Below are 20709 nucleotides of genomic sequence, written 5' to 3'. Positions count from 1 at the left end.
GACCACCGGGCGACGACGTCGCCTGTCCGGGGGTTCTTCCGCGCGCGAAGAGGTGCTATCACGGGTTGGGGGCTGCCTCGACGGGCCCGTGCCACTGCACCCTGCACACGGGCCGACCGACCGGCGGCCCGCGTGCGAACAGGAGGTGCGAGCGTGCATCGCAGTTGGCTGCGGACCAAGCTCTCGGCGAGCAGGACGAAGGTATCCACGAAGGTCACCGCCCGGGCCAAGTCGTTGGTACCCGCGCAACTCGACGTCGAGACGGACGCGTGCATGGTGTGCGGCCGGTCGATGCGGCGGCACGGCGTGGTGCGCGGCGACGGACGGGTGTGCTCGCCCGGCTGCGCGCGCCGCTGGGCCGAAGGCCTCTGAAAGCGCAGCGCCGAAGGCCTCTGGAGCGCGGCACCGGAGGTCCCTGAAGCTCCTGCGCCGGAGGTCTCCGAGCGCCTGTCCCCCTAACGAGGTCCCGGACCGCAGGAGCCTGCCGCAGGCCGATGGTCCGGGACGTCCTCGCGGGGACCTGCTGAGCACCCGCGGCGGTGGCCCTGCGGTCGCGAGCCGCTCCGCGGACCGAAGGCAGGGACAGCACCCCTGAAAATGCGCAACGGCGGTGTGCCGGAAGCACACCGCCGTTGACGTTGGTAGCGGGGACAGGATTCGAACCTGCGACCTCTGGGTTATGAGCCCAGCGAGCTACCGAGCTGCTCCACCCCGCGCCGTGTTTTTCTGTTGTGCCGTGAACTCTACACGCCCGGCCGAGGCCCTTCGCAGGGGGGTCGGTTTCGGTGATCATCCCCGCTCGGCGGCCTCGTCACCGCCGCGCGGCCTGGCCGCCTGGGCCACCCCGGGAATGCGCAACGGCGGTGTGCCGGAAGCACACCGCCGTTGACGTTGGTAGCGGGGACAGGATTCGAACCTGCGACCTCTGGGTTATGAGCCCAGCGAGCTACCGAGCTGCTCCACCCCGCGCCGTGTTCTGCTGTTGTGCCACCACTCTAGCGAACCTAACCAGCCTAGTGCAAATCGCCTGGTCGCGGAAGGTGCGCGGCCGTCGACCACCCGAACGGCCGCAGGGCGGTGGTCGCCTCGCGACCACCGCCCTGGCACCTCCGCACCGGCCGGTCAGCCGCCCGCGGCGTTGAGCTCCTCGAAGCGGCGGATCGCCGCGTCGAGCTGCTGGTAGGCGGCGCCGAGATCGGCGAAGTTGCCGGACTGCTGGCCCTGCCGGACCCGCTCCAGCGCCGCGTCGATCTGCTCCACCGCCGCGGACATCTCCGGCGAGCCCTGCCCCGGGGGCTGCTGCCCGGGCGGCTGCTGCTGCCCCGGGTCCTCCGGCGGCTGCTGCGGTCGCTGGTTCGGATCCTGCGCTGCCTGCCCGGCGCCCTGGCCGAAGACCTCGTCCAGCGCGCCTTCCAGCGTCTCGTGGAAACCGACCCGGCCGCCGAAGGAGACCAGCACGCGGGCGAGCTGCGGGTACGACTCCGCCTCGTTGCGCTGGATGTAGATCGGCTCGACGTAGAGCAGACCGCCCGCCACCGGCAGCGTGAGCAGGTTCCCGAAGATCGCCGTCACGTTCGGGTTGTTGAACAGCGTCCGGTTCTCGGTGACCTCGGGTGTCGACTCCATCTGGTTCTGCACCTGGTTCGGACCCGGTGTCTGGGTGTTCGTCGGCAGTCTCAGCACCGTGAGGTCGCCGTAGTTCTGCGGGTCCGAGGACGCCGTCACCCAGGCCGCCAGGTTCTGCCGCCGCAGCGCGGTCAGCGCGCTGGTGATCTGGAACGTCGGCTGGTCCTGGCCCGGGGTCTGGGCGAGGACGTAGTACGGCGGCTGGTCGGCCGCCTCCGGCGCGCCGGGCCCGCCACCGCCGGTCGGGTCGCCGGGCACCTCCCAGAACGTCTGGTTGGAGAAGAAGTCACCCGGGTTGTCGACGTGGTACTCGGTGAGCAACTGGCGCTGCACCTTGAACAGGTCCTCCGGGTAGCGGAAGTGCTCGCGCAGCTCCGGGCTCACCGCGCTGGCCGGCTTCACCACCCCGGGGAAGACGCCCTGCCACGCCTTGAGCACCGGATCGTTCTCGTTCACCGCGTAGAGGTCCACGGTGCCGTCGTAGGCGTCGACGGTGGCCTTGACCGAGTTGCGGATGTAGTTGACCTGCTGGTTGGGCTGCCTGGCGACCCCGGTGAGGGAGTCGTTGGTGGCCTCGCCCAGCGAGGTCAGCTCCGAGTACGGGTAGTTGTTCAACGTGGTGTAGCCGTCGATGATCCACTTGATCCGGCCGTCGATCACCGCCGGGTACGGGTCGCCGTCGAGCTTCAGCCACGGCGCCACGTTCTGCACCCGCTCGCGCGGGTTGCGCTCGTAGATCAGCTTCGAGTTCTCCCCGATGACCCCGCTGAACAGGAAGTTCCGCTCGCCGTAGTAGGCGGCGAACACGGCCCGCTGGAAGAGGTTGCCGATCGGGACGCCGCCCTCACCGGTGTAGGTGTACTGCCGGGTGTCGGTGTCGTACTCGCGCGGCGCCTCGCCCGGCTCGCTGCCGACGATCGCGTAGTCCGAGACCAGTTCGCCGTAGTACACCCGGGGCTGCTCGACCGGGATCGCGCCCTGGCCGTTGTTGGCCACGTCGCTGATCTCGAAGACCGGGTAGCCGCCCTGGGAGGCCCCCTCGTCGAAGGTCGAGTCCACCCGGTCGGCGGGCGCGGCGATGAAGCCGTTGCCGTGGGTGTAGACGGTGTGCCGGTTCAGCCAGTTCTGCTGGTTGGCGGCCAGCCCGTCGGTGTTGATCTCGCGCAGCGCCACCAGGTAGTCCTGCAGCTGGCCGTTCTCGTCGCGGTAGCGGTCGACGTCCAGCTTCTCGGTGAAGCCGTAGAAGTTGTACTGCTGGGTGAGCTGGGTGAACGTGTCGGACAGCACGTTGGGGTCCAGCAGTCGGATGTTCGGGATGGTGCCCTTGTTGTCGGCGACCGCGGCGGGCGCCAGCTCGGTGCGGCCCGGGTAGTCGACGAAGTCGACCTTGTCGTCGTTGATCCCGAAGGCGTTCTTGGTCGCCTCCAGGTTCCGCTCGATCGACTGGGCCTCGCGCTGGTTGGCGTTCGGCCGAACCGAGAACTGCTCCATCAGCGCCGGCCACACCGCGCCGAGCACCACGCTGGACAGCACCAGCAGCACCGTCGCCAGCGCCGGGATCTGCAAGTTGCGGAAGAAGATCACCGCGAAGAACGCGATCGCGCAGAACACCGCGATGAACACCAGGATCAGCTTCGCGGGCATCACCGCGTTCAGATCGGTGTAGCTGGCACCGGTGAACAGGTTGCTCCGGTTCGACAGCAGCAGGTCGTACCGGTCGAAGAAGTAGTCGACCGCCTTGAGCAGCACGAACAGACCGGCCAGCACCGCGAGCTGGATCCGCGCGGCGGTGGAGAGCTGCCCGGAGCGCCCGGCCAGCCGGATGCCGCCGAAGATGTAGTGCACCACCAGCGCCCCGATGAAGGACACGGCCACCGCGACGAACGCCCAGGTCAGCAGGAAGCGGTAGAACGGGAGCTGGAAGGTGTAGAAGCTGATGTCGTTGCCGAACTCGGGGTCGGTCCGGCCGAACGGCACGCTGTTCACGAAGAGCTGGAAGGTCTGCCAGTCCGCCTGCGCGGCGAGGCCGGCGACCAGCCCGACGAGCACCGGTACGCCGATGGCGAACAGCCGGGAGCGCTCGGTGAGCACCGTCCGGTACCGCGCCAGCGGGTCCTCCGGCCCGCTGACCGGCACGAACACCGGCCGGGCCCGGTAGGCCAGCCACAGGCTGAGGGCGAGCACGCCGCCGACGAAGATCGCGGCCCCCGCGCCGAGCCCCAGCCGGGTCAGGATCTGGGTGGTGAACACCCCCCGGTACCCGACCTCTCCGAACCACAACCAGCTGACATAGGTGCCCAGCAGCCGTGATCCGGCGATCAGGGCGACCAGCACTATGCCGCCCAGGATCAGCAGGATTCGGCTTCGCCGGGACAGTTTCGGCATTCCGACCGGGGGCCGCATGGCCACAGCGCACGCTCCTGGTGACGTTCATCGGGCCTGGGCGGCCGTACCATCCCGGCAGCCCACGTGATGTTCAACTCTACGATGCCACCCGGAAGTTCCCGGAAGCGCCATCGCGAAATGGAAGAAGCGGACAAAGCCGCCCGGAATCATCCCTGGTCGTGGCGCCTGCACCGGTCCCGAGGCGCTGCTGGGAGCATGGCGCCCATGACAACGGAGAGCCCCGCGGAGCTGGTCGAAGCGCTGCCCGCCGCCGCCCGGGAGATCGAGGACTTCGCGCACACCGGCGGCTGGGACCAGCCGACCCAGGTGTTCGCCCTGGTCGCGACCGGCGACCTGCTGGCGGCCGAGCCGGGCCTGGCCGACCAGGTCGACCCCGACGCCCCGCTCACCCCCATCGCGCAGGAGTCGCTGCCGAGCGGGGACCTGGCCGAGGCGCTGGCCCAGCTCGAATGGCCGGACCAGGTCACCGGCTGCGCGCTGGTCCAGGAGATCGTGGTGCTGCCGCCGGAGGCCGAGGCCGGACTGCCCGACGACCCGGAGGCGGCGCGAACCGCGGCCGCGGAGCACCCGGACCGCCGGGAGGCCCGGCTGGTCGCGGCGGTGCTGCGCGGCGGCGGCGAGGCCTGCGCGATGCGGCTGCGCGGGACCGGCGACGGCGAGGACGACCTGGTCCAGGGCGCCGAGATCGCGCCCAACCTGCTGCACGCCCTGCACGCCACGTTCGACTGACCGCTGCCGCGCGAGGCCGGGTGCCGCCCGGGGGTCAGCAGCCGGCGGGCTGCTGACCGTTGCGCAGGGCCTCCAGGGCGGCCAGGGCCTCGTCGAGGGTGCCGACCTTGGCCAGCTGCAGGCCCTCGGGGGCCTGGGCCGCGGCCTCGGCGCAGTTGCCCGCCGGGACCAGGAAGGTGGTGGCCCCCGCCTCGCGGGCCTTGGTCATCTTGAACGGGATGCCGCCGATCGGGCCGACGTCGCCGGCGGCCGAGATCTCGCCGGTCCCGGCGACGAACCGGCCGCCGTTGAGCTCGCCGGGGGTGAGCTTGTCGATGATCGCCAGCGCGAACATCAGCCCGGCGGACGGACCGCCCACGTCGGCGAGCCGGATCCGCACGTCGAAGTCGACGTCCGCGCGCTCGGCGGCCGCCACCCCGAGGAAGCCCTGCTGGTCGCCGGTGGGGTTCTCGCCGAGCCGCGCGGTCACCGTCCGCGGCTGCTCGTCACCGCGCTGCACCTCGATCGGGACCTCGGTGCCGGGCGTGGTGCCGGTCAGCGCGGTCCGCAGCGCCGCCGCGTCCGGCACCGGCTTGCCGTTGGCCGACAGGACGCGGTCGCCCGGGGCGAGCAGGCCCTCGGCCGGGCTGCCCGGCACGATCCGGTCCACCACGACCTCGGTCGGGTAGCCCAGGTGGCTGAGCGCGGCGGTCTTGGCGACGGTCTGCGAATCGCTGAACGCGGCGGTGTTCTGCTGCTCGATCTCCTGCTCGGTCTTGTCCGGCGGGAAGTACAGCTCGCGGGGCGCCAGCGCGTAGCGACCGCTGACCCACAGCCCGAGCGCGCCGAACATCGACAGGTGGTCGGTCACCGACACCGTCGTCATGTTCAGGTGCCCGGCGGTGGGGTAGGTCCGCTCGCCTTCGACCGAGATCACCGGAGCGCCCCCGTCCGACCCCAAGGTGTTGAAGGTCGGGCCCGGGCCGAGCGCCACGTACGGCACCCGGACGAACGCACCGAGCAGCCCGAATGCGGCGACCAGTACGACACTCGTCAGCAGCGTCCACGTGCGGCGATTCACGAGGCGACAGCCTACGTGTTCGCCCTCGGCGATGTTGGGGCCGCCGGGGGCCGCCACCGGCCCGGACACCTTCAGCAGAGCGCCCCGGGCCGCGTACGGTGGTGTTATGACCAACTTGCCGTTCGGGTTCGGCCCGCAGGACCCCGACGACCCCGACAAGGGCAACTCGTCCGAGGGCGGCTCCGGGGACAAGCCCGGCTACGGATTCGGCGGCATGCCCGGACCCGGCGGCATGCCGAACTTCGACCTGGGCTCCCTCGGCCAGATGTTGACCCAGCTCGGCCAGGCCCTCAGCCACTCCGGGGCCGGTGGCGAAACGGGCCCGGTGAACTACGACCTGGCCAAGCAGCTCGCGGTGCAGCAGCTGCACTCCGGCAACCGCACCGAGCGCCCGAGCCAGGAGCAGGTGCGGGCGGTCGAGGACGCGGTCCGGCTCGCCGAGCTGTGGCTGGATCCCACCACGTCGCTGCCCGCCGGGGTGCGCTCGGTGCAGACCTGGTCGTCGGTGGACTGGGTGGAGAAGACGCTGCCGACCTGGCGACGGCTCTGCGACCCGGTCGCCCAGCGGATGTCCAACGCCTGGCTGGAGGCGCTGCCCGAGGAGGCCAAGCAGGCCGCCGGACCGCTGCTGTCGATGCTCGGCCAGATGGGCGGCATGACCTTCGGCTCGCAGCTCGGCAACAGCATGGCGCAGCTCGGCGGCGAGGTGCTGACCTCGACCGACGTCGGCCTGCCGCTGGCCCCGACGGGCACCGCGGCGCTGCTGCCCGCCAACATCGAGCGCTTCGTCGAGGGCCTGGACCGGCCGATCAGCGAGGCCACGGTGTTCCTGGCGGCCCGGGAGGCGGCGCACCACCGGTTGTTCACCCACGTGCCGTGGCTCGGGCAGCGCCTGCTGGCCACCGTCGAGGAGTACGCGCGCGGCATCCACGTCGACACCTCGGCGCTGGAGGAGCTCGCGGGCAAGGTCGACCCGACCAACCCCGAGTCGATGCAGGAGCTGATGGGCTCCGGGATGCTGGAGCCGAAGAACACGCCCGAGCAGCAGGCCGCGCTGAGCCGGCTGGAGACGCTGCTCGCCCTCGTCGAGGGCTGGGTGGACGTGGTCGTCGCGGACGCGATCGGCGAGCGGCTGCCCGGGGCGAACGCGCTCGGCGAGACCGTGCGGCGGCGCCGCGCCACCGGCGGGCCGGCCGAACAGACCTTCGCCACCCTCATCGGCCTCGAACTGCGCCCCCGGCGGATGCGCGACGCGGCGAACCTGTGGCGGCTGCTCACCGAGCGGCACGGCCTGGAGAGCCGCGACCGGGTCTGGGACCACCCGGACCTGCTGCCCGGCAGCGCCGACCTGGACGAGCCGCTGGACTTCGCCGACCGCTGGGAGTCGGGTTCGGCGGACCTGGACGACCCGATCGCCGCGATCCGCCGCGCGGAAGCCGACGAGCGGGCTCGCGGCGAGGAGGACGACCAGCGCCGCGACGACGAGAGCTGAGGCGAGCGGACCGCTGCCCGGCAGCGGTCGCCGGGTTCGCGGCGGCCCGTGGGCCGATCCCGGGTCTCGCGCCGGAGCGGTCGGCCCGTGCCTGCGCGCGCAGCTCGCACCGCCGCGTGGGTTCGGGCTCGACGGCGGGCCGCTGAGGGGCGCGCGGGGTGCTCAGTCCTCGTCCGCGTCCAAGGCGAGGTCGAGGTTGGCGGCGGCGGAGAGCCCTTCGAGGTAGCCGATGGCCCGCTCGGTCTTCGGGTAGCGCCGGACCCACTTCCAGAAGTCCGCGCCGTGGCCGGGGACCAGCAGGTGCGCCAGCTCGTGCACGAGCACGTAGTCCAACACCCATCCGGGTACATCTCGGAGGCGTCGGCTGACCCGGATCGTTCCCTCGCTCGGGGTGCACGACGCCCACCTCGTGCGCATCGGCGCCACCCACCGCACCCCGCTCGGTTCGGCCCGCCCGTCGAGGTACCGGGCGGCCAGTTCGCGGCACCGCCGCACCAGCGCCTCGTCCGACTCGCGGGCGGGTGAGCGGCGGCGCGTCTCGCTCCGCTGCAACCGGCTCAGCATGTCCGCCACCCAGCGCTTTTCCTCCGCGCGGGACATCCGGGCCGGGAGCAGGACGACGATCTTGTCACCGTCCCGGTAGGCGCTCACCGTCTGCCGACGTCGCTTGCTGCGGCGCACCTCGACCTGGGGTTCAGCCACGATTGGCGACCCTAGCGAGTCGGCCCGACATTGGGAGCCCCCTGTGATCCCCGCCTCAACGCGCGCGGGCTCCCGATGACTCCATTCGGCCCAACTCGCGGTGATCTCAATGCCTGCATATGCCGTAGGCCACAGGTACCGTTCCCCACGCCCACCCGGAGTAGGTCCGGAGGCGCGACACGAAGGAGGGGAGCCGTGGCCGAGACGTACAACGGCTACTGCGTCAAGTGCCGTGAGAAGCGCGACTTCTCCGGCGAGGTCTCGGAGACCAACGGTCGCCGGATGGCCAAGGGGACCTGCCCGGTCTGCGGTACCAAGATGACCCGCATCCTCGGCAAGGCGTGACCGGCCCGCGGGTGGGCAGGCGTCGGGCCGCCCACCCGCCTCGGCCGAGGCGGCGATCAGCACCCACGACGCCGCCGCGAACCTCTAGCATGTGACCGGGTGGTTCGGTTCGAATACCTCTTCGGACGTCGAGACCCGCGCGCATCAAGGAGGACTGGTGGCCGAGATCCCCCGCCGGGCGGCGCGCCGCACCGCCAAGCTCGCCAGCCTGCCCCTCGGCGTCGCCGGGCGCGTGGCCGCGGGCTGGGGCAAGCGCCTCACCGGTCAGGACGCCGAGCAGATCAGCGCCGACTTCTCCGCCCGCACCGCCGAACAGCTCTTCGGCGTGCTGGGCCAGCTCAAGGGCGGCGCGATGAAGTTCGGCCAGGCGCTCAGCGTGTTCGAGGCGGCCGTGCCGGAGGAGATGGCCGAGCCGTACCGGGAAGCGCTCACCAAGCTCCAGTCGGCGGCACCGCCGATGCCCGCGGCCGACGTGCGCCGGGTGCTCGACGAACAGCTCGGCACCACCTGGCGGACCCGGTTCGCCGAGTTCGACGAGACCCCGGCCGCCGCGGCCAGCATCGGCCAGGTGCACCGGGCGCGCTGGCACGACGGCCGCGAGGTCGCGGTCAAGGTGCAGTACCCGGGTGCCGACGAGGCGCTGCGCGCCGACCTGCGCCAGCTCCTGCGGTTCACCCGGCTGTTCCAGTCGCTGGCGCCCGGCACCGAGATCAAGCCGCTGCTCACCGAGCTCCAGGACCGGATGGTCGAGGAGCTCGACTACCGCGCGGAGGCCGACAACCAGCGGGCCTTCGCCGCCGCGTTCGACGGCGATCCGCGGGTGCTGGTGCCGAAGGTCGTGGCCAGCGCCCCGAAGGTCCTGGTCACCGAGTGGGTCACCGGCACCCCGTTCTCCCGGCTCATCGTCGACGGCACCCGCGAGCAGCGCGACGCCGCCGGTGCGCTGCTCGCCGAGTTCCACTTCTCCTCCCCCGCGCGGTCCGGCATGCTGCACGGCGACCCGCACCCGGGCAACTTCATGCTGCTGCCCGACGGACGGCTGTCGGTGATCGACTTCGGCGCGGTGGCCCGGCTGCCCGACGGCCTGCCCGTACCGATGGGCCGGATGCTGCGGCTGGCGGCGGAGGACCGCCCCGACGAGCTGCTCGACCTGCTGCGGACCGAGCGGTTCGTGCGGGCCGACCAGGAGGTGACCGCCGACGAGGTGCGGGCCTACCTGGCTCCGTTCGTCGAACCGGCGCGCACCCCGGTGTTCCACTTCACCCGGTCCTGGCTCCAGCGGCAGGCCGAACGGGTCGGCGACCTGAGCGGGCCGGACTTCCGCACCGGCCGGTCGCTGAACCTGCCGCCGGAGTACCTGATGATCCACCGGGTGACCTCGGGCGCCACCGGCATCCTCTGCCAGCTCGACGCCGAGCTGCCCGCCCGCGAGATCATCACCCGGTGGCAACCGGGCTTCGGCGACTGATCCCGCCCACCGGCGACCCCGAGCGGAACACGCCCGCGAGGCGCCCAGGACGTCCACCCCGACCAGGTGATCCGCTCGCAGGTGTGGGGCACCTTCATCCGGCGTAGTCGGATGAAGGTGCCCCACACTCATCGCCCTTCCGGGTGGTCCGGCGGTGCGTGCCGCGGGCCCGAGCGGCTGCGGTGCGTTCAGGCCGGGCGGGTGGCGAGGTGCACCGTGTTGGCGTTGAGGTAGTACACGTCGTCGCGCTTGCCGACGTAGTGCGGTCCGGCGGGGTCGAGGAGCTGCGCCAGGGTGTCCAGGTCCGCCGGGTCGGCGCGGTCCTCGCCGTCGGCGTGCAGCCAGTCGAGCCGGCGCAGCACCGCGTCGAGCACCACGTCGTCGATCGGCGCGGGCCGGTCGATCAGGTAGCTCCAGGTGCGGACGTCGGTCAGCCCGGCGTCGCGCAGCGCCCGCGGCCAGCCGGTGCCCAGCCGCACCGAGCCCGCCATCTCGGCGCGCATCTCCCGGAACCACGCGTCGCGCGCGGCGGTCAACCGCGCTTCGAGTCCGGGCTCGCCGAGGCCGAGGTCCCAAGGCAGCACCCGCGGTTCGAGGCCGAACTCGACGAGCACCAGCCGCCCGCCCGGCCGGACCAGCTCGGCGAGCCTGCGCAGCCCCGCGAGCTGGTCGGGCAGGTGGTGCACGACGAAAGCCGCGAAGACCAGGTCCGCCGTCGTGCCGACCGCCGCCGCGAGCCCGTCGTCGGCCGCGTCGGCGAGCACCGTGCGGACCTCCACCTGCCCGAGACCGGCCTCGGTGGCACGGGCACCCGCCTCCTCCAGCAACTGCGGGGCGCCGTCGACGAGGGTGAGCTGCCCGCCGGAGCGGGACAGGGCGGCGGCCAGCGCCGCCGAACCACCGCCCGCACCGGAGCCGATCTCGATCACCGCGCGGTCCTCGGCGCCCAGCACGGCACCGACGAGCTGCGCCGTCTCGGGGGCGGTCAGGTCGTCGGCCGCGCGCAGCTGCTGCAACCGCGTGTCCCAGTCGATGTTGTCGTGCGAATGATGATGTGCCACAACGGAACACTGTACGGCGCGCGACCCCGGACGACCCGCCGTCCGAGGCCGCGCACCGGTCAGCGCGCGACCCGCTCGGCGCGCGCCGCGGCGTACTCGGCGATCCGGCGCCACCACCTCCCGGCGGTGAGGTCGCGGGCTATCCGATGTCGGTGCGCCTCGGCCATCAACTCGCGACTTCGGATCTCGTGCAGGTGTTCGGGCAGGTACATCTGGATCTCGCTCCCGTGCGTTCCGGTGGTGCCGGTGGTGGTGTGCCGGATGTCGGTCATGCCGCTCGCTCCTGACGTCGTGCGGCGGCCGGCTCCACCGGTGCCGCGTTCTTGCGGGGACGGCCGCGCGGCCGCTTGCGGGCGATCACCGCACCGCGTTCCAGGATTTCGCCGCCCCAGACGCCCCACGGCTCGCCTCGGGACAGGGCGCCGGCCAGGCAGGCCGAGCGGATCGGGCAGTCGGCGCAGCGGGCCTTGGCCAGCTCCAGCTCCTGGGGGCTCTCCGCGAACCACAGGTCGGGGTCGGCGCTGCACGGCAGCTCCTCCCCCGCTCCGATCGGCGCCGTCAACAAGGACGCGACCGACTCGGTTTCCTGCTCCGCGTCGTCGTGCGAGGAACCCGACCCGGCTGTCGGAACACTCGCGGTCAACATACGACTTCCTCCTGTGATCGTGCTGGGGCCTGTTGTTGTGCTGTCGCGATGAGGAGGGTTCGAACGACGACGAAAAGGCCGCGAACCCGATGGCTGGGTCCGCGGCCTTGGTGAGCCTGGAGGCGTTGCCTAGATCAGTGGATCGAGGACACGCCGGCGCGCGGACCAGCGCAGACCCGGAACGGTCTGCCAGAGCGCGTAGAAGGAGCGCGGCTTGGCCGCGCGGAAGCGGATCGAGAACGCATCAGTTGCCGGAGACATTCCGATGCCCCGAACCACGAGGTGGCCCGGGTACCCGAAGTCGACGATCTTCTTCACCGGAGCCACCTCCTTCCTGGGGATTCGGGCCGCAGTCACTCCGCGGCCCCACGCTCATGCAGGTTATTCGGCCCGGCACACCGGCCGCAACGCATTTTTCGAAGATTTCCGGCGGTCACCCGAAAGACGGGCGTGAGCTGCGACAACGCGGCTCAGAGTTCGCGTGGAGAGGGGCTGCCGTTGCGAGCGGTGTCCACGTGGATGAGCCGCAAGGCGGAGGAAGGAGTCGCAGCGGAGCTGCGGCGACTGACGACAACGCAGCGGATCGCCGCGTGGACACCGCGCAGCAGGCTCCGCCCTCTCCGCGCGGACTCTCAAGGCCGCTCGCCCTGCACCAGCGCGAGCACGTCGGCGCCGAACTTCTCCAGCTTCGAGGCCCCGATCCCGGAGATCCCGACCAGCGATCCCACGTCCGCCGGCCGCTGCTCGGCGATCGCGGTCAGGGTGGCGTCGGTGAACACCACGTAGGCGGGCACCTTGAGCTGCCGGGCCCGCTCGCCGCGCCACGCCTTGAGCCGCACCAGCAGGTCTTCGTCCACATCGGACGGGCAGGTCGAGCAGCGGCCGAGCTTGATCTCCAGCGTGCCCGACAGCGCGGACTCGCACATCCGGCACCGCGGGGTGGTCGCCTTGGCGCGCGGCTGCGCCTCCTGCTGCTGGCGACCGCGCACCGGCAGCGCCGCCGGGTGGTCGTCCGGCACGAGCCCGTGCAGGAACCGGCTGCGCCTGCGGAACCGGCGCCCGCCCGCGCGGGCCAGCGCCCACGACAGGTGCAGGTGCTCGCGGGCGCGGGTGGCCCCGACGTAGAGCAGCCGGCGCTCCTCCTCGACGGCGGCGTCGGTGTCGGCGTGCTGGATCGGCAGCGTGCCCTCGACCAGGCCGACCAGGAACACCGCGTCCCACTCCAGGCCCTTGGCCGCGTGCAGCGACGCCAGCGTGACGCCCTCCACCGTCGGCGGGTGCTGCGACTCCGCCCGGCCCGCCAGCTCGGCGGCGTAGCGCCGCAGTCCCGCCTCGGGCACCGCGGCCACCAGCTCCTCGGCCAGCTCCACCAGTGCGATCAGCGACTCCCAGCGCTCCCGCGCCGCCCCGCCCGCGGGCGGCTCGTCGGTCAGGCCCACCTCGCGCAGCGCGTCGCGCACCGCGCCGGGCAGGTCGTCGACCTCGTCGTCGGCCGCCGCCGCACCGCGCAGCACCACCATCGCCTGCCGGACCTCGGGGCGGGCGAAGAACCGCTCCCCGCCGCGCACCTGGTACGGGATCTCCGCGTCCGACAACGCCTGCTCGTAGACCTCGGACTGGGCGTTGACCCGGAACAGCACCGCGATCTCGGACAGCGGCACCCCGCGCCCGGCCAGCGCGGCGATCTTGCGGGTGATCGCCGCCGCCTCCTCGGCCTCGTCGTCGTACTCGGCGAAGTCCGGGCGCGGGCCGTCGGGGCGCTGGCCGACCAGCTTCAGCCGGGTGCCCGCCGGGCGTTCCCGGGCGGCGCCGATGACCCGGTTGGCCAGCTCCACCACCTGCGGCGTGGAGCGGTAGTCGCGTTCCAGGCGGACCACGGCCGCCTCCGGGAACCGGCGCGCGAAACCGATCAGCCAGCGCGGCGAGGCACCGGCGAAGGAGTAGATGGTCTGGTTGGCGTCGCCGACGACGGTGAGGTCGTCGCGGGGTCCGAGCCAGGCGTCCAGCACGCGCTGCTGGAGCGGGTTGACGTCCTGGTACTCGTCGACGACGAACGAGCGGTACTGGGCGCGGAACTCCTCGGCGACCTCGGGCTGGTCCTCCAGGATCGCCGCGATGTGCAGCAGCAGGTCGTCGAAGTCGAGCGACTGGGCGCGGTTCTTCAGCGCCTCGTACCCGGCGAAGACCCGGGTGAACTGCGCGGGCACCACCGGCGGCTCCCGGCCGGCCCGGGCGGCGGCCTCCGGGTACTGCTCGGGGCTGATCAACGACGACTTGGCCCACTCGATCTCACCGGCGAGGTCGCGCACGTCCTCGCGCTCGGTGGACAGCCCGAGCTTGTTCGCGGCGTTGGCGACCAGCCGGAACTTGTTGTCCATGAGCTGCCACATGCCGGTGTCGTGCACCCGCGGCCAGAAGTAGCGCAACTGCCGGAAGGCCGCGGCGTGGAACGTCTGCGCCTGCACCCCGCCCGCCCCGAGCGCGCGCAACCGGGTCCGCATCTCACCGGCGGCCCGGGCGGTGAACGTCACGGCCAGCACCTGCCGGGGGACGACCAGTCCGCGCTGCACCAGGTAGGCGATGCGGTGCGTGATCGTCCGCGTCTTGCCGGTGCCCGCCCCGGCCAGCACGCACACCGGCCCGCGCGGTGCGGCGACCGCCTGCCGCTGCTCCGGATCCAGTCCTTCCAGGAGTCGCGGTTGCTCGGCCATGCCCGGCATCCTCGCAGATCCGCACCGCCCGGCCGACCGCACACCCCGTCGGCGGCCCTCCCCCGCACTTCACCCGGAAGGGTCATGAGTGAGGGGCACCTTCATCCGGCTCACCCGGATGAAGGTGCCCCTCACCTGGAAAAGATCACCTGGTCGGGGCTACTTCCAGATGGCCCAGCCGCGGATCATGCGGTGCGCGATCGACACGCTCGGCGGCAACCGCAGCCCCTCCACGGCGTCGCCCTCCGAGTCCAGCGCCGCGAGCACGACGTCCCGGTGCACCCAGCGGGCGTCCTCGATCTCCCCGTCGGCGGGGGTGATGGCGGCGTCCCGGTCCGCGGTGGCGGCGAAGCCGAGCATGAGCGAACGCGGGAACGGCCAGGGCTGGCTGCCCAGGTAGCGCACGTCGGTGACCGGGACCCCGACCTCCTCCAGGGCCTCCCGCTCGACGCAGGCCTCCAGCGACTCGCCGACCTCGACGAACCCGGCGATGACCGAGTACCGCTCCGGCGGCCACACCGGTTGCCGGGCCAGCAGCACGTGGTCCGCGCCGTCGTGGATCAGGCAGATCACGGCCGGATCGGTGCGCGGGTACTCCTCGCGGTCGCAGCCGGTGCAGGTGCGGGCCCACCCGGTGCGCACCGGGACGGTGGCCGCGCCGCAGATCGCGCAGTAGCGGGCGCTGTCGTGCCAGCCGAGCAGCCCGACGGCGGTGGTGAGCAGCCCCGCGTCGGTGTCGGACAGCAGCGCGCCGCCGCTGCGCAGGTTGATCCAGCCGTCCTGGGCGCCGTCGTGCTCGGTGCGCATCGCCCAGTAGCTGGTGCCGTCCTGGACGCCGAGCAGCACCGAGTGCGGCGCCGGGCCGTCGCCGAAGTCGACCGCCGGTTGCAGGTCGAGCCGGGACTCCGCGTCGATCGGGGTGCGGCCGCGCGCGTCGACCAGCAGCATCCGCCCGGACGTCCACATCTCGGCCCCGCCGTCCGGCGTGTCGCGCAGGCCCTCCCGGCGGTCCACCGTGGACCGGGACAGCAGCGGTGCGGCATCGAGCGGGAAGCTCCCCGGCCCGGCTGTCGCGTCACGGCTCATCGGTCACCTCGCGCGCTCACGGCAGCTCCACCCCGCCCAGCATCCGGAGCTGGTCGGCCAGCACGTCGGCGTCACCGACCACGATCCCGGTGAACGCGGTCGGGGCGAACAGCGCGGCGGCCTCGGCGATCTGCTCGACGGTGACCGCGCGCAGCCGGTCCGGGTGCGCGCCGAGCCAGTCGGCGCCGAGGCCGGAGGCGGCCAGCGCCATCAGCATCGAGGCCATCCCGGACTGCGACGACGTCGAGGTGAGCAGCCCGCCGATGGCGTACTGCCGGGCCGATTCGACCTCCTCCGGGGTCGGCGGGGTCAACGCCATCCGGGCGAACTCGTAGCGGATCTCCAGCAGCGCCGCCGCGGTGACCTCGCTGGCCGTGTCGGCGTCCACCAGCAACGTGCCGTTGCCGGGGGTGAACTCGAACGACGAGTGCGCGCCGTAGGTGTAGCCCTTGTCCTCGCGGATGTTCTCGACCAGCCGGGACGAGAAGTAGCCGCCGAAGACCAGGTTCGCGACCTGCAGCGCCGGGTAGCGCTCGTCGGTGCGCGGCAGGGCCTGCGCGGAGAACCGGAGCTGCGACTGCACGGCGCCCGGCCGGTGCACCAGCCGCACCGGACCGCCGGTGACCACCGGCAGCGCGGGCAGCTCGAAGGCGGCGCCCGGGGAGTCCCAGGCGTCGAAGGCGCGCGCCACGTCGGCCACGGCCCGCTCCGGGTCGATGTCGCCGACCAGCACCAGCACCGACCCGCGCGGCAGCACGGACTCCCGGTGCAGCCGCCGGACCTCCTCGGCGGTGACCGCGGCGACGTCGTCGGCGTCGGGCACCTCGCGGACGAACGGGTGGTCGCCGTAGCGGTGCCGCTGCAACTCCTCGCGGGCGATGGTGCGGGGCTGCGAGCGGGCCACCGAGATCCGCTCGACGAGCCGGGTCCGCTCGCCCTCGACCTCCTCGTCGCGGTACACGGCGCCGGTCAGCGCGTCGGCGAGCACGTCGAGCAGCGTGTCCAGGCCGTCGGCCAGCGCGTCCCCGCCGATGCTCAGCCGCTCCGGGTCGACGACCGCGTGCAGGTCGGCGCCCGCCTCGGCCAGGTCGGTGTCCACCTGGAACCGGTCCCGCCGCTCGGTGCCGGTGAGCAGCGTCTCGGCCAGCACCTCGGCGCGGGCCGGGTGCTCCGGGGCCTGCCCGGCGAACGGGATGCGCATCCGCAGCTCGACCATCGGGACCACGCCGTGCCGGGCCGCGATCACCCGCAGGCCGTTGTCCAGCACGGTGTCCACGGCCTCCGGGGTGCGTCCCGGGGGCGGTTCGGCCAGCGGCGGCAGCGGGCGCGGGCCGAGCTCGGTGCGGCCGATCTCCTCGGCGCTGCGGTGCGTTGCGCGGGTCATGCCGCCCCTCCCGTGGGTTGGATCTCGAGCACCGCGCGGGCGTCGGCGCGCATCGCCTTCGCCGCGGCGGCCACGTCGTCGGCGCTGATCTCACCGATGCGGGCGGGCAGCTCGGAGATGAGCTCCGCGCGCCCGTGCAGCAGCTCGGCGCTGCCCAGGTCGAGGGTCCGCGAGATCACCCGGTCGTGCTCCCGGTACAGGCTGGCCGACCAGCGGGCGGTGACCCTGGACAGCTCCTCGGCGGCGGGGCCGTGGGCGGCGAGGTCGTCGAGCACCTCGTCGATGGCCCCGATCACGCGCTCCACCCCGACGTCGGGGGTGTGGATCGCGGTGAAGGTGAAGGTGTCCGGGTCGCGGGCGTCCAGCGGCGCACCCATCAGCCCGGCGCCGGCGTGCACGTCGACCACGAGCTGATCGCGGAAGACGAGCCGCTGCTGCAACCGGGAGGCGTCGCCGTCGGAGAGGATCGCGGCCAGCACCACGTTGGCGAGGTAGGCGTCGAGCTCACCGACCGGGTCCGGCAGCCGGTAGCCGAGGGCCACCGCGGGCAGCGGGGCGTGCGGGTCGGAGTGCGCGCCGCGCAGCTCGGTGGCGGGCGCCGGCTCGGCGAACGACGGGCGGACCGGCACCTCGCGGGCGGGCACGTCGCCGAAGTGGCGGTGCACCAGCTCGACGGTCCGGTCGACGTCGAGGTCCCCGGCGACGGTGAGCACCGCGTTGCCCGGCGCGTAGAAGGTGTCGAAGAACGCGGCGCAGTCGTCGACGGTCGCCTGCTCCAGGTCGGTGAAGTCGCCGTAGCCGTTGTGCGCGTTGGGGAACGTCGAGTACAGCACCGGCGGCAGCAGGATCCACGGGAACCCGCCGTAGGGGCGGTTCAGGACGTTGAGCCGGATCTCCTCCTTGACCACGTCGACCTGGTTGCGCAGGTTCTCCTCGGTGATCTTCGGCGCCCGCATCCGGTCCGCCTCGAGGAACAGCCCGCGCTCCAGCGCCTCCGACGGCAGCACCTGGTGGTAGTCGGTGTAGTCCTGGTGCGTCGAACCGTTGAACGTGCCGCCGGAACCCTGGACGTGGCGGAAGTGCGCGAGCTTCTCCAGGCTCTCGCTGCCCTGGAACATCAGGTGCTCGAAGAGGTGCGCGAAGCCGGTGCGCCCTTCCGGCTCGGAGCGGAATCCCACGTCGTAGTGCACGCTGACACCGACCACGGGAGCCCGGCCTGCTCGTTGGCCCGCCGCCGAGTCCGGTGCCAGCACCACGCGCAGCCCATTGGGCAAGGTGACGCGATGCAGCTCTGGTTCGACCATGCGTGCAGCCTACGTGCGTCCGGGCCCCCGGCGCCCGCCCCCTTCCGGACGCCGCGGGCGCTTCCGCCGATGGCCCGGACCGCGGCGGCGGCTCAGCGCACCTGGTCGATCAGGGCCCGCACCCGCGCCCCGACCGACCGGGCGTCGGCCGGGCTGATCAGGTACAACCGCTCGCCGGAGGCACCGGGTTCGGCGTAGTCGAGGTAGCGGCCGTCGGGTTCGGCGTTGTCGAACCAGCGCAGCACGGCCGAGCGCGTGGTCCGGCCGTTCGGGTCGCGCAGGTTCGCCGCGATCTGGCCGAGCCGGACGTGCGGCGCCTTGCCGATCTCCTGGTACCGCGCGAACTCCCGGTCCCCGCTGGTGGTCCGCTTCGGCCGCTCCATCACGTCCCACTCGTCGGCGTCGTCCGGGTGGTCCACGCGGAACGAGCTCGCCGGCACCTGGACCGCACCCCGGTTCCCCGGCGGGGCGGGCGGCAGCGTGGGCAGCAGCACCTGCGGCAGCGGCACGCCCTCGTGCACCTCGACGGTGAGCATCCCGCCGTACCGGCTGGACTCGCCGGGCGGCTGCACGCCGAGGACCACCCGGTCGCCTTCGGTCTGCACCGCCAGCGCCCGCCAGCAGTGGTCCTCCCCGACCTGCGGGAACCACAGCGAGTCCACCCACAGGTACGGGCGGGCCAGCACCCGCAGCGCCTGCGCGAGCCGCGGCTCGATCTCGTCGGCCACCACGATCCCGGCGGCGACCAGCCCGGGCTGCTCGGCGCGCACGATCGCGGCGAACTCCTCCCCGGTGCGGCCGTAGGACCGCGCGCCCAGCGGCAGCGTCAGGCCGTCGATCCCCAGGTACTTCAGCACGACGTCCAGCTGCACCGGCGTCAGCCGCCACCGACCCGACACGCTCACCGCTCGTCCTCCCCGACCGCGTTCACTCGCCCAGCACCGGCGGTGCCGTCTTGGGCATGTCGTCGAGCCACACGTCGTCCTGCTCCTCCAGCCAGGACGGCCGCTCGTGCTCCTGGTCCTCCCCGCCCTGGCCGCGCTGACCGGCGCCCATGCCGCCGCCCATCATGCCGCGACCGGCGCTCGACCCACCGCGTCCGGCAGCGCCCGCGGCACCGGCTCCGGCGGGACCGCCACCGGTGCCCACCGGCCCGGCCCCGGCCCGGCCACCCGCGGTCATGCCGGAACCCGCGCCACCACCGGCGCGCCCGACCCCGCCCGCGCCGGCGCCGCCGGCACCGCGCACCCCGCCGGCACCGCCCGCGCCGCCGCCGAGGCCGGGCACCATCCCGGCCCCGCCGCCACCGCCACCACCGCCGCCGGAGGGCGGCGCGACGGCACCGGGCCCCGGGGTGGGACCGGGCGCGGGGGTGTTCCAGGAGCTCTCCGTCTCATCGGGCCCGTCGGAACCGCGACCACCGCCGCGACCGCCGTCGGAACCGCGGGATCCGTCGGAGCTGCCGTCCTGGCGGGGGTCCGGCGGCACCTCGCCGCCACCGCCCGGCGACTCGCGCCAGGGCACGGCACCGCCGCCGCCCGGGGCGGGGTACGAGCCGCCGCCACCGCCACCGACCTCACCGCCGCCACCGGGCCCGGGCGGACGCACCAGCGTGCCCCACCCGGTGTCCTGGTGCGGGCGGCGCGGGCTCGGCGGTTCGGCCGGGGTGCCGTCGGGCTTCTGGAAGGCGGGCATCCGCGCGTCGACGTCGGTGAGCGTCGGGCTGTAGACCCGCGCCATCATCTCCTGCGCCTGCTTCTCCGCCTCGCGCTGCTCCCGCATCTGGGAGACCACGTCCGCCGTCACCCCCGGTCCCCCGGCCAGCGCCGCGACCGCGGTGCGGCCCCAGCGGTAGCCCTCGGGCTCCGGGATCGCGCTGCGCACCTGACCCGCCCCGGACGCCGCGGTCTCCAGGTTGTTGCCGGTCATCTCGAAGGCCGCACCGCTGCCCTCCATCCAGTTCCGGACCGGCGCGCCCATCCGCTGCGCCTGCTCGGCGGCCTCGCCCCGCCAACCGGAGCTGATGATCGCCCGCAGCTTCGAGTCGAACGGAACGGCCCGCGCGCGCAACGACTTCCCCAGGTCCTGCCAGGCCCGCGCGGTCTCGACCGCCTTGCCCTCCTCGATCGTGTCCTGGTTGGTGTTGTAGATCTGCTCGTGGTCGAAGGCCGTCCAGTTCACCGACGAGGAGATCCCCGGCGAGTCGAAGCCGGTGACCTCATCGGCCAGCGCCCGGTTCTCCTCGGCGATCTGGGCCCGTTCCTCGGTCCCCGCGCGCGCCGCCTCCTGCGCCTGCTGCTGCGCTTCCTCCTGGGCGTAGGTGTCGTACCCGAAGAGACCGGCCCCGGTGTCGTGCACCGCCCGCCAACCCTGATCGGCCTTGTTCGAGGCCCACTCCATGAAGCCCACGCGTTCCTCCCGCCCCCATCACTCCGGAAGCCTCGACGCCGTCCGCTCGGCGATCGCCTCCACCTCGCCGCACGCGTCGACCGCCGACCCGAGGGCCGCCGTGATCCCGTACAGCACGACACCCCCACCGGTGTCGACGACGGCGTTGCACACCCCTTGGCCGGTGCCCCCGCCCACGATCGCGATCGCCGCCGTCCGGCCCGCCAGCGTGGTCCGCCGGTAGTCGTCCCAAGTGCCACCACCCAGTGCACGGGTCGAATCCCGCCAGCGCGGGAGCCTC

The 20709-nt window shown here is 73.1% G+C and carries 19 protein-coding genes and 2 tRNA genes; 5 read left to right on the top strand and 16 right to left on the bottom strand.

From position 1 onward, the window contains the following. Positions 1-153 precede the first annotated feature (153 nt). Positions 154-372: a hypothetical protein gene (locus ACQP0T_RS05105; protein WP_345364357.1), complete on the top strand. Its 219-nt coding sequence runs from the start codon at positions 154-156 to the stop codon at positions 370-372. A gap of 267 nt (positions 373-639) precedes the next feature. Here the strand turns inward: ACQP0T_RS05105 and ACQP0T_RS05100 are convergent. The 3 genes from ACQP0T_RS05100 to ACQP0T_RS05090 form a co-directional block, all read right to left on the bottom strand. Next, positions 640-716: transfer RNA gene (locus ACQP0T_RS05100), tRNA-Met, on the bottom strand. A 176-nt stretch (positions 717-892) separates the two neighbouring features. Next, positions 893-969: transfer RNA gene (locus ACQP0T_RS05095), tRNA-Met, on the bottom strand. Positions 970-1122: 153 nt separating this feature from the next. Further along, complete coding sequence (locus ACQP0T_RS05090) at positions 1123-4029, bottom strand: UPF0182 family protein (protein WP_433871526.1); 2907 nt, start codon at positions 4027-4029, stop codon at positions 1123-1125. A 198-nt stretch (positions 4030-4227) separates the two neighbouring features. On the opposite strand from ACQP0T_RS05090, the gene ACQP0T_RS05085 reads away from it, so the two are divergent. Beyond that, a complete protein-coding gene (locus tag ACQP0T_RS05085) occupies positions 4228-4761 on the top strand; it encodes a PPA1309 family protein (protein ID WP_433871525.1) in 534 nt (177 codons plus the stop codon). A gap of 34 nt (positions 4762-4795) precedes the next feature. Here the strand turns inward: ACQP0T_RS05085 and ACQP0T_RS05080 are convergent, their stop codons facing one another. After that, entirely contained in the window at positions 4796-5821 is a 1026-nt protein-coding gene (locus ACQP0T_RS05080; protein WP_433871524.1) for a YlbL family protein, read from the bottom strand. A gap of 106 nt (positions 5822-5927) precedes the next feature. Between ACQP0T_RS05080 and ACQP0T_RS05075 the strand changes: the two genes are divergently transcribed. Then, positions 5928-7313 (top strand): zinc-dependent metalloprotease, encoded by a 1386-nt coding sequence (locus ACQP0T_RS05075; protein ID WP_433871523.1) that lies wholly within the window; start codon positions 5928-5930, stop codon positions 7311-7313. A 162-nt stretch (positions 7314-7475) separates the two neighbouring features. Here ACQP0T_RS05075 and ACQP0T_RS05070 read toward each other — a convergent pair whose 3' ends face one another. Next, positions 7476-8015 (bottom strand): M48 metallopeptidase family protein, encoded by a 540-nt coding sequence (locus ACQP0T_RS05070; RefSeq protein ID WP_433871522.1) that lies wholly within the window; start codon positions 8013-8015, stop codon positions 7476-7478. 195 nt (positions 8016-8210) lie between these two features. Between ACQP0T_RS05070 and ACQP0T_RS05065 the strand changes: the two genes are divergently transcribed. Continuing rightward, a complete protein-coding gene (locus tag ACQP0T_RS05065; protein ID WP_010693945.1) occupies positions 8211-8360 on the top strand; it encodes a DUF5679 domain-containing protein in 150 nt (49 codons plus the stop codon). A 157-nt stretch (positions 8361-8517) separates the two neighbouring features. Next, entirely contained in the window at positions 8518-9828 is a 1311-nt protein-coding gene (locus ACQP0T_RS05060) for an ABC1 kinase family protein (RefSeq protein WP_433871521.1), read from the top strand. 188 nt (positions 9829-10016) lie between these two features. Here the strand turns inward: ACQP0T_RS05060 and ACQP0T_RS05055 are convergent, their stop codons facing one another. The 11 genes from ACQP0T_RS05055 to ACQP0T_RS05005 form a co-directional block, all read right to left on the bottom strand. Beyond that, the gene (locus ACQP0T_RS05055; protein WP_433871520.1) at positions 10017-10889 is read right to left on the bottom strand and encodes a class I SAM-dependent methyltransferase; all 873 of its coding nucleotides are present in this window, start codon (positions 10887-10889) and stop codon (positions 10017-10019) included. Between the two features lie 59 nt (positions 10890-10948). Further along, entirely contained in the window at positions 10949-11161 is a 213-nt protein-coding gene (locus ACQP0T_RS05050; RefSeq protein ID WP_433871519.1) for a hypothetical protein, read from the bottom strand. Continuing rightward, entirely contained in the window at positions 11158-11535 is a 378-nt protein-coding gene (locus ACQP0T_RS05045) for a WhiB family transcriptional regulator (RefSeq protein WP_433871518.1), read from the bottom strand. Before ACQP0T_RS05045 ends, ACQP0T_RS05050 begins: the two co-directional genes overlap by 4 nt. Before the next feature lie 129 nt (positions 11536-11664). Then, entirely contained in the window at positions 11665-11853 is a 189-nt protein-coding gene (locus ACQP0T_RS05040; protein WP_345364338.1) for a hypothetical protein, read from the bottom strand. A 314-nt stretch (positions 11854-12167) separates the two neighbouring features. Next, positions 12168-14246 carry an ATP-dependent DNA helicase UvrD2 gene (locus tag ACQP0T_RS05035; RefSeq protein WP_433871517.1) on the bottom strand — a complete coding sequence of 693 codons (2079 nt, stop codon included), beginning with the start codon at positions 14244-14246 and terminating at the stop codon, positions 12168-12170. Positions 14247-14405: 159 nt separating this feature from the next. Beyond that, positions 14406-15332: an NAD(+) diphosphatase gene (gene nudC / locus ACQP0T_RS05030; protein ID WP_433871516.1), complete on the bottom strand. Its 927-nt coding sequence runs from the start codon at positions 15330-15332 to the stop codon at positions 14406-14408. 16 nt (positions 15333-15348) lie between these two features. After that, the gene (locus ACQP0T_RS05025; RefSeq protein ID WP_433871515.1) at positions 15349-16716 is read right to left on the bottom strand and encodes a M16 family metallopeptidase; all 1368 of its coding nucleotides are present in this window, start codon (positions 16714-16716) and stop codon (positions 15349-15351) included. Then, a complete protein-coding gene (locus ACQP0T_RS05020) occupies positions 16713-18020 on the bottom strand; it encodes a M16 family metallopeptidase (RefSeq protein WP_433871514.1) in 1308 nt (435 codons plus the stop codon). Before ACQP0T_RS05020 ends, ACQP0T_RS05025 begins: the two co-directional genes overlap by 4 nt. 92 nt (positions 18021-18112) lie before the next feature. Next, positions 18113-18925: an ESX secretion-associated protein EspG gene (locus tag ACQP0T_RS05015; protein WP_345364326.1), complete on the bottom strand. Its 813-nt coding sequence runs from the start codon at positions 18923-18925 to the stop codon at positions 18113-18115. A 22-nt stretch (positions 18926-18947) separates the two neighbouring features. After that, positions 18948-20420 carry a PPE domain-containing protein gene (locus tag ACQP0T_RS05010; protein ID WP_433873600.1) on the bottom strand — a complete coding sequence of 491 codons (1473 nt, stop codon included), beginning with the start codon at positions 20418-20420 and terminating at the stop codon, positions 18948-18950. A 27-nt stretch (positions 20421-20447) separates the two neighbouring features. Next, complete coding sequence (locus tag ACQP0T_RS05005; RefSeq protein ID WP_433871513.1) at positions 20448-20606, bottom strand: hypothetical protein; 159 nt, start codon at positions 20604-20606, stop codon at positions 20448-20450. Positions 20607-20709 lie beyond the last annotated feature (103 nt).

The organism is Saccharopolyspora sp. CA-218241 (assembly GCF_050954615.1).
Lineage (GTDB): Bacteria > Actinomycetota > Actinomycetes > Mycobacteriales > Pseudonocardiaceae > Saccharopolyspora > Saccharopolyspora cebuensis.
This window is presented reverse-complemented; position numbering and strand designations above follow the sequence as displayed.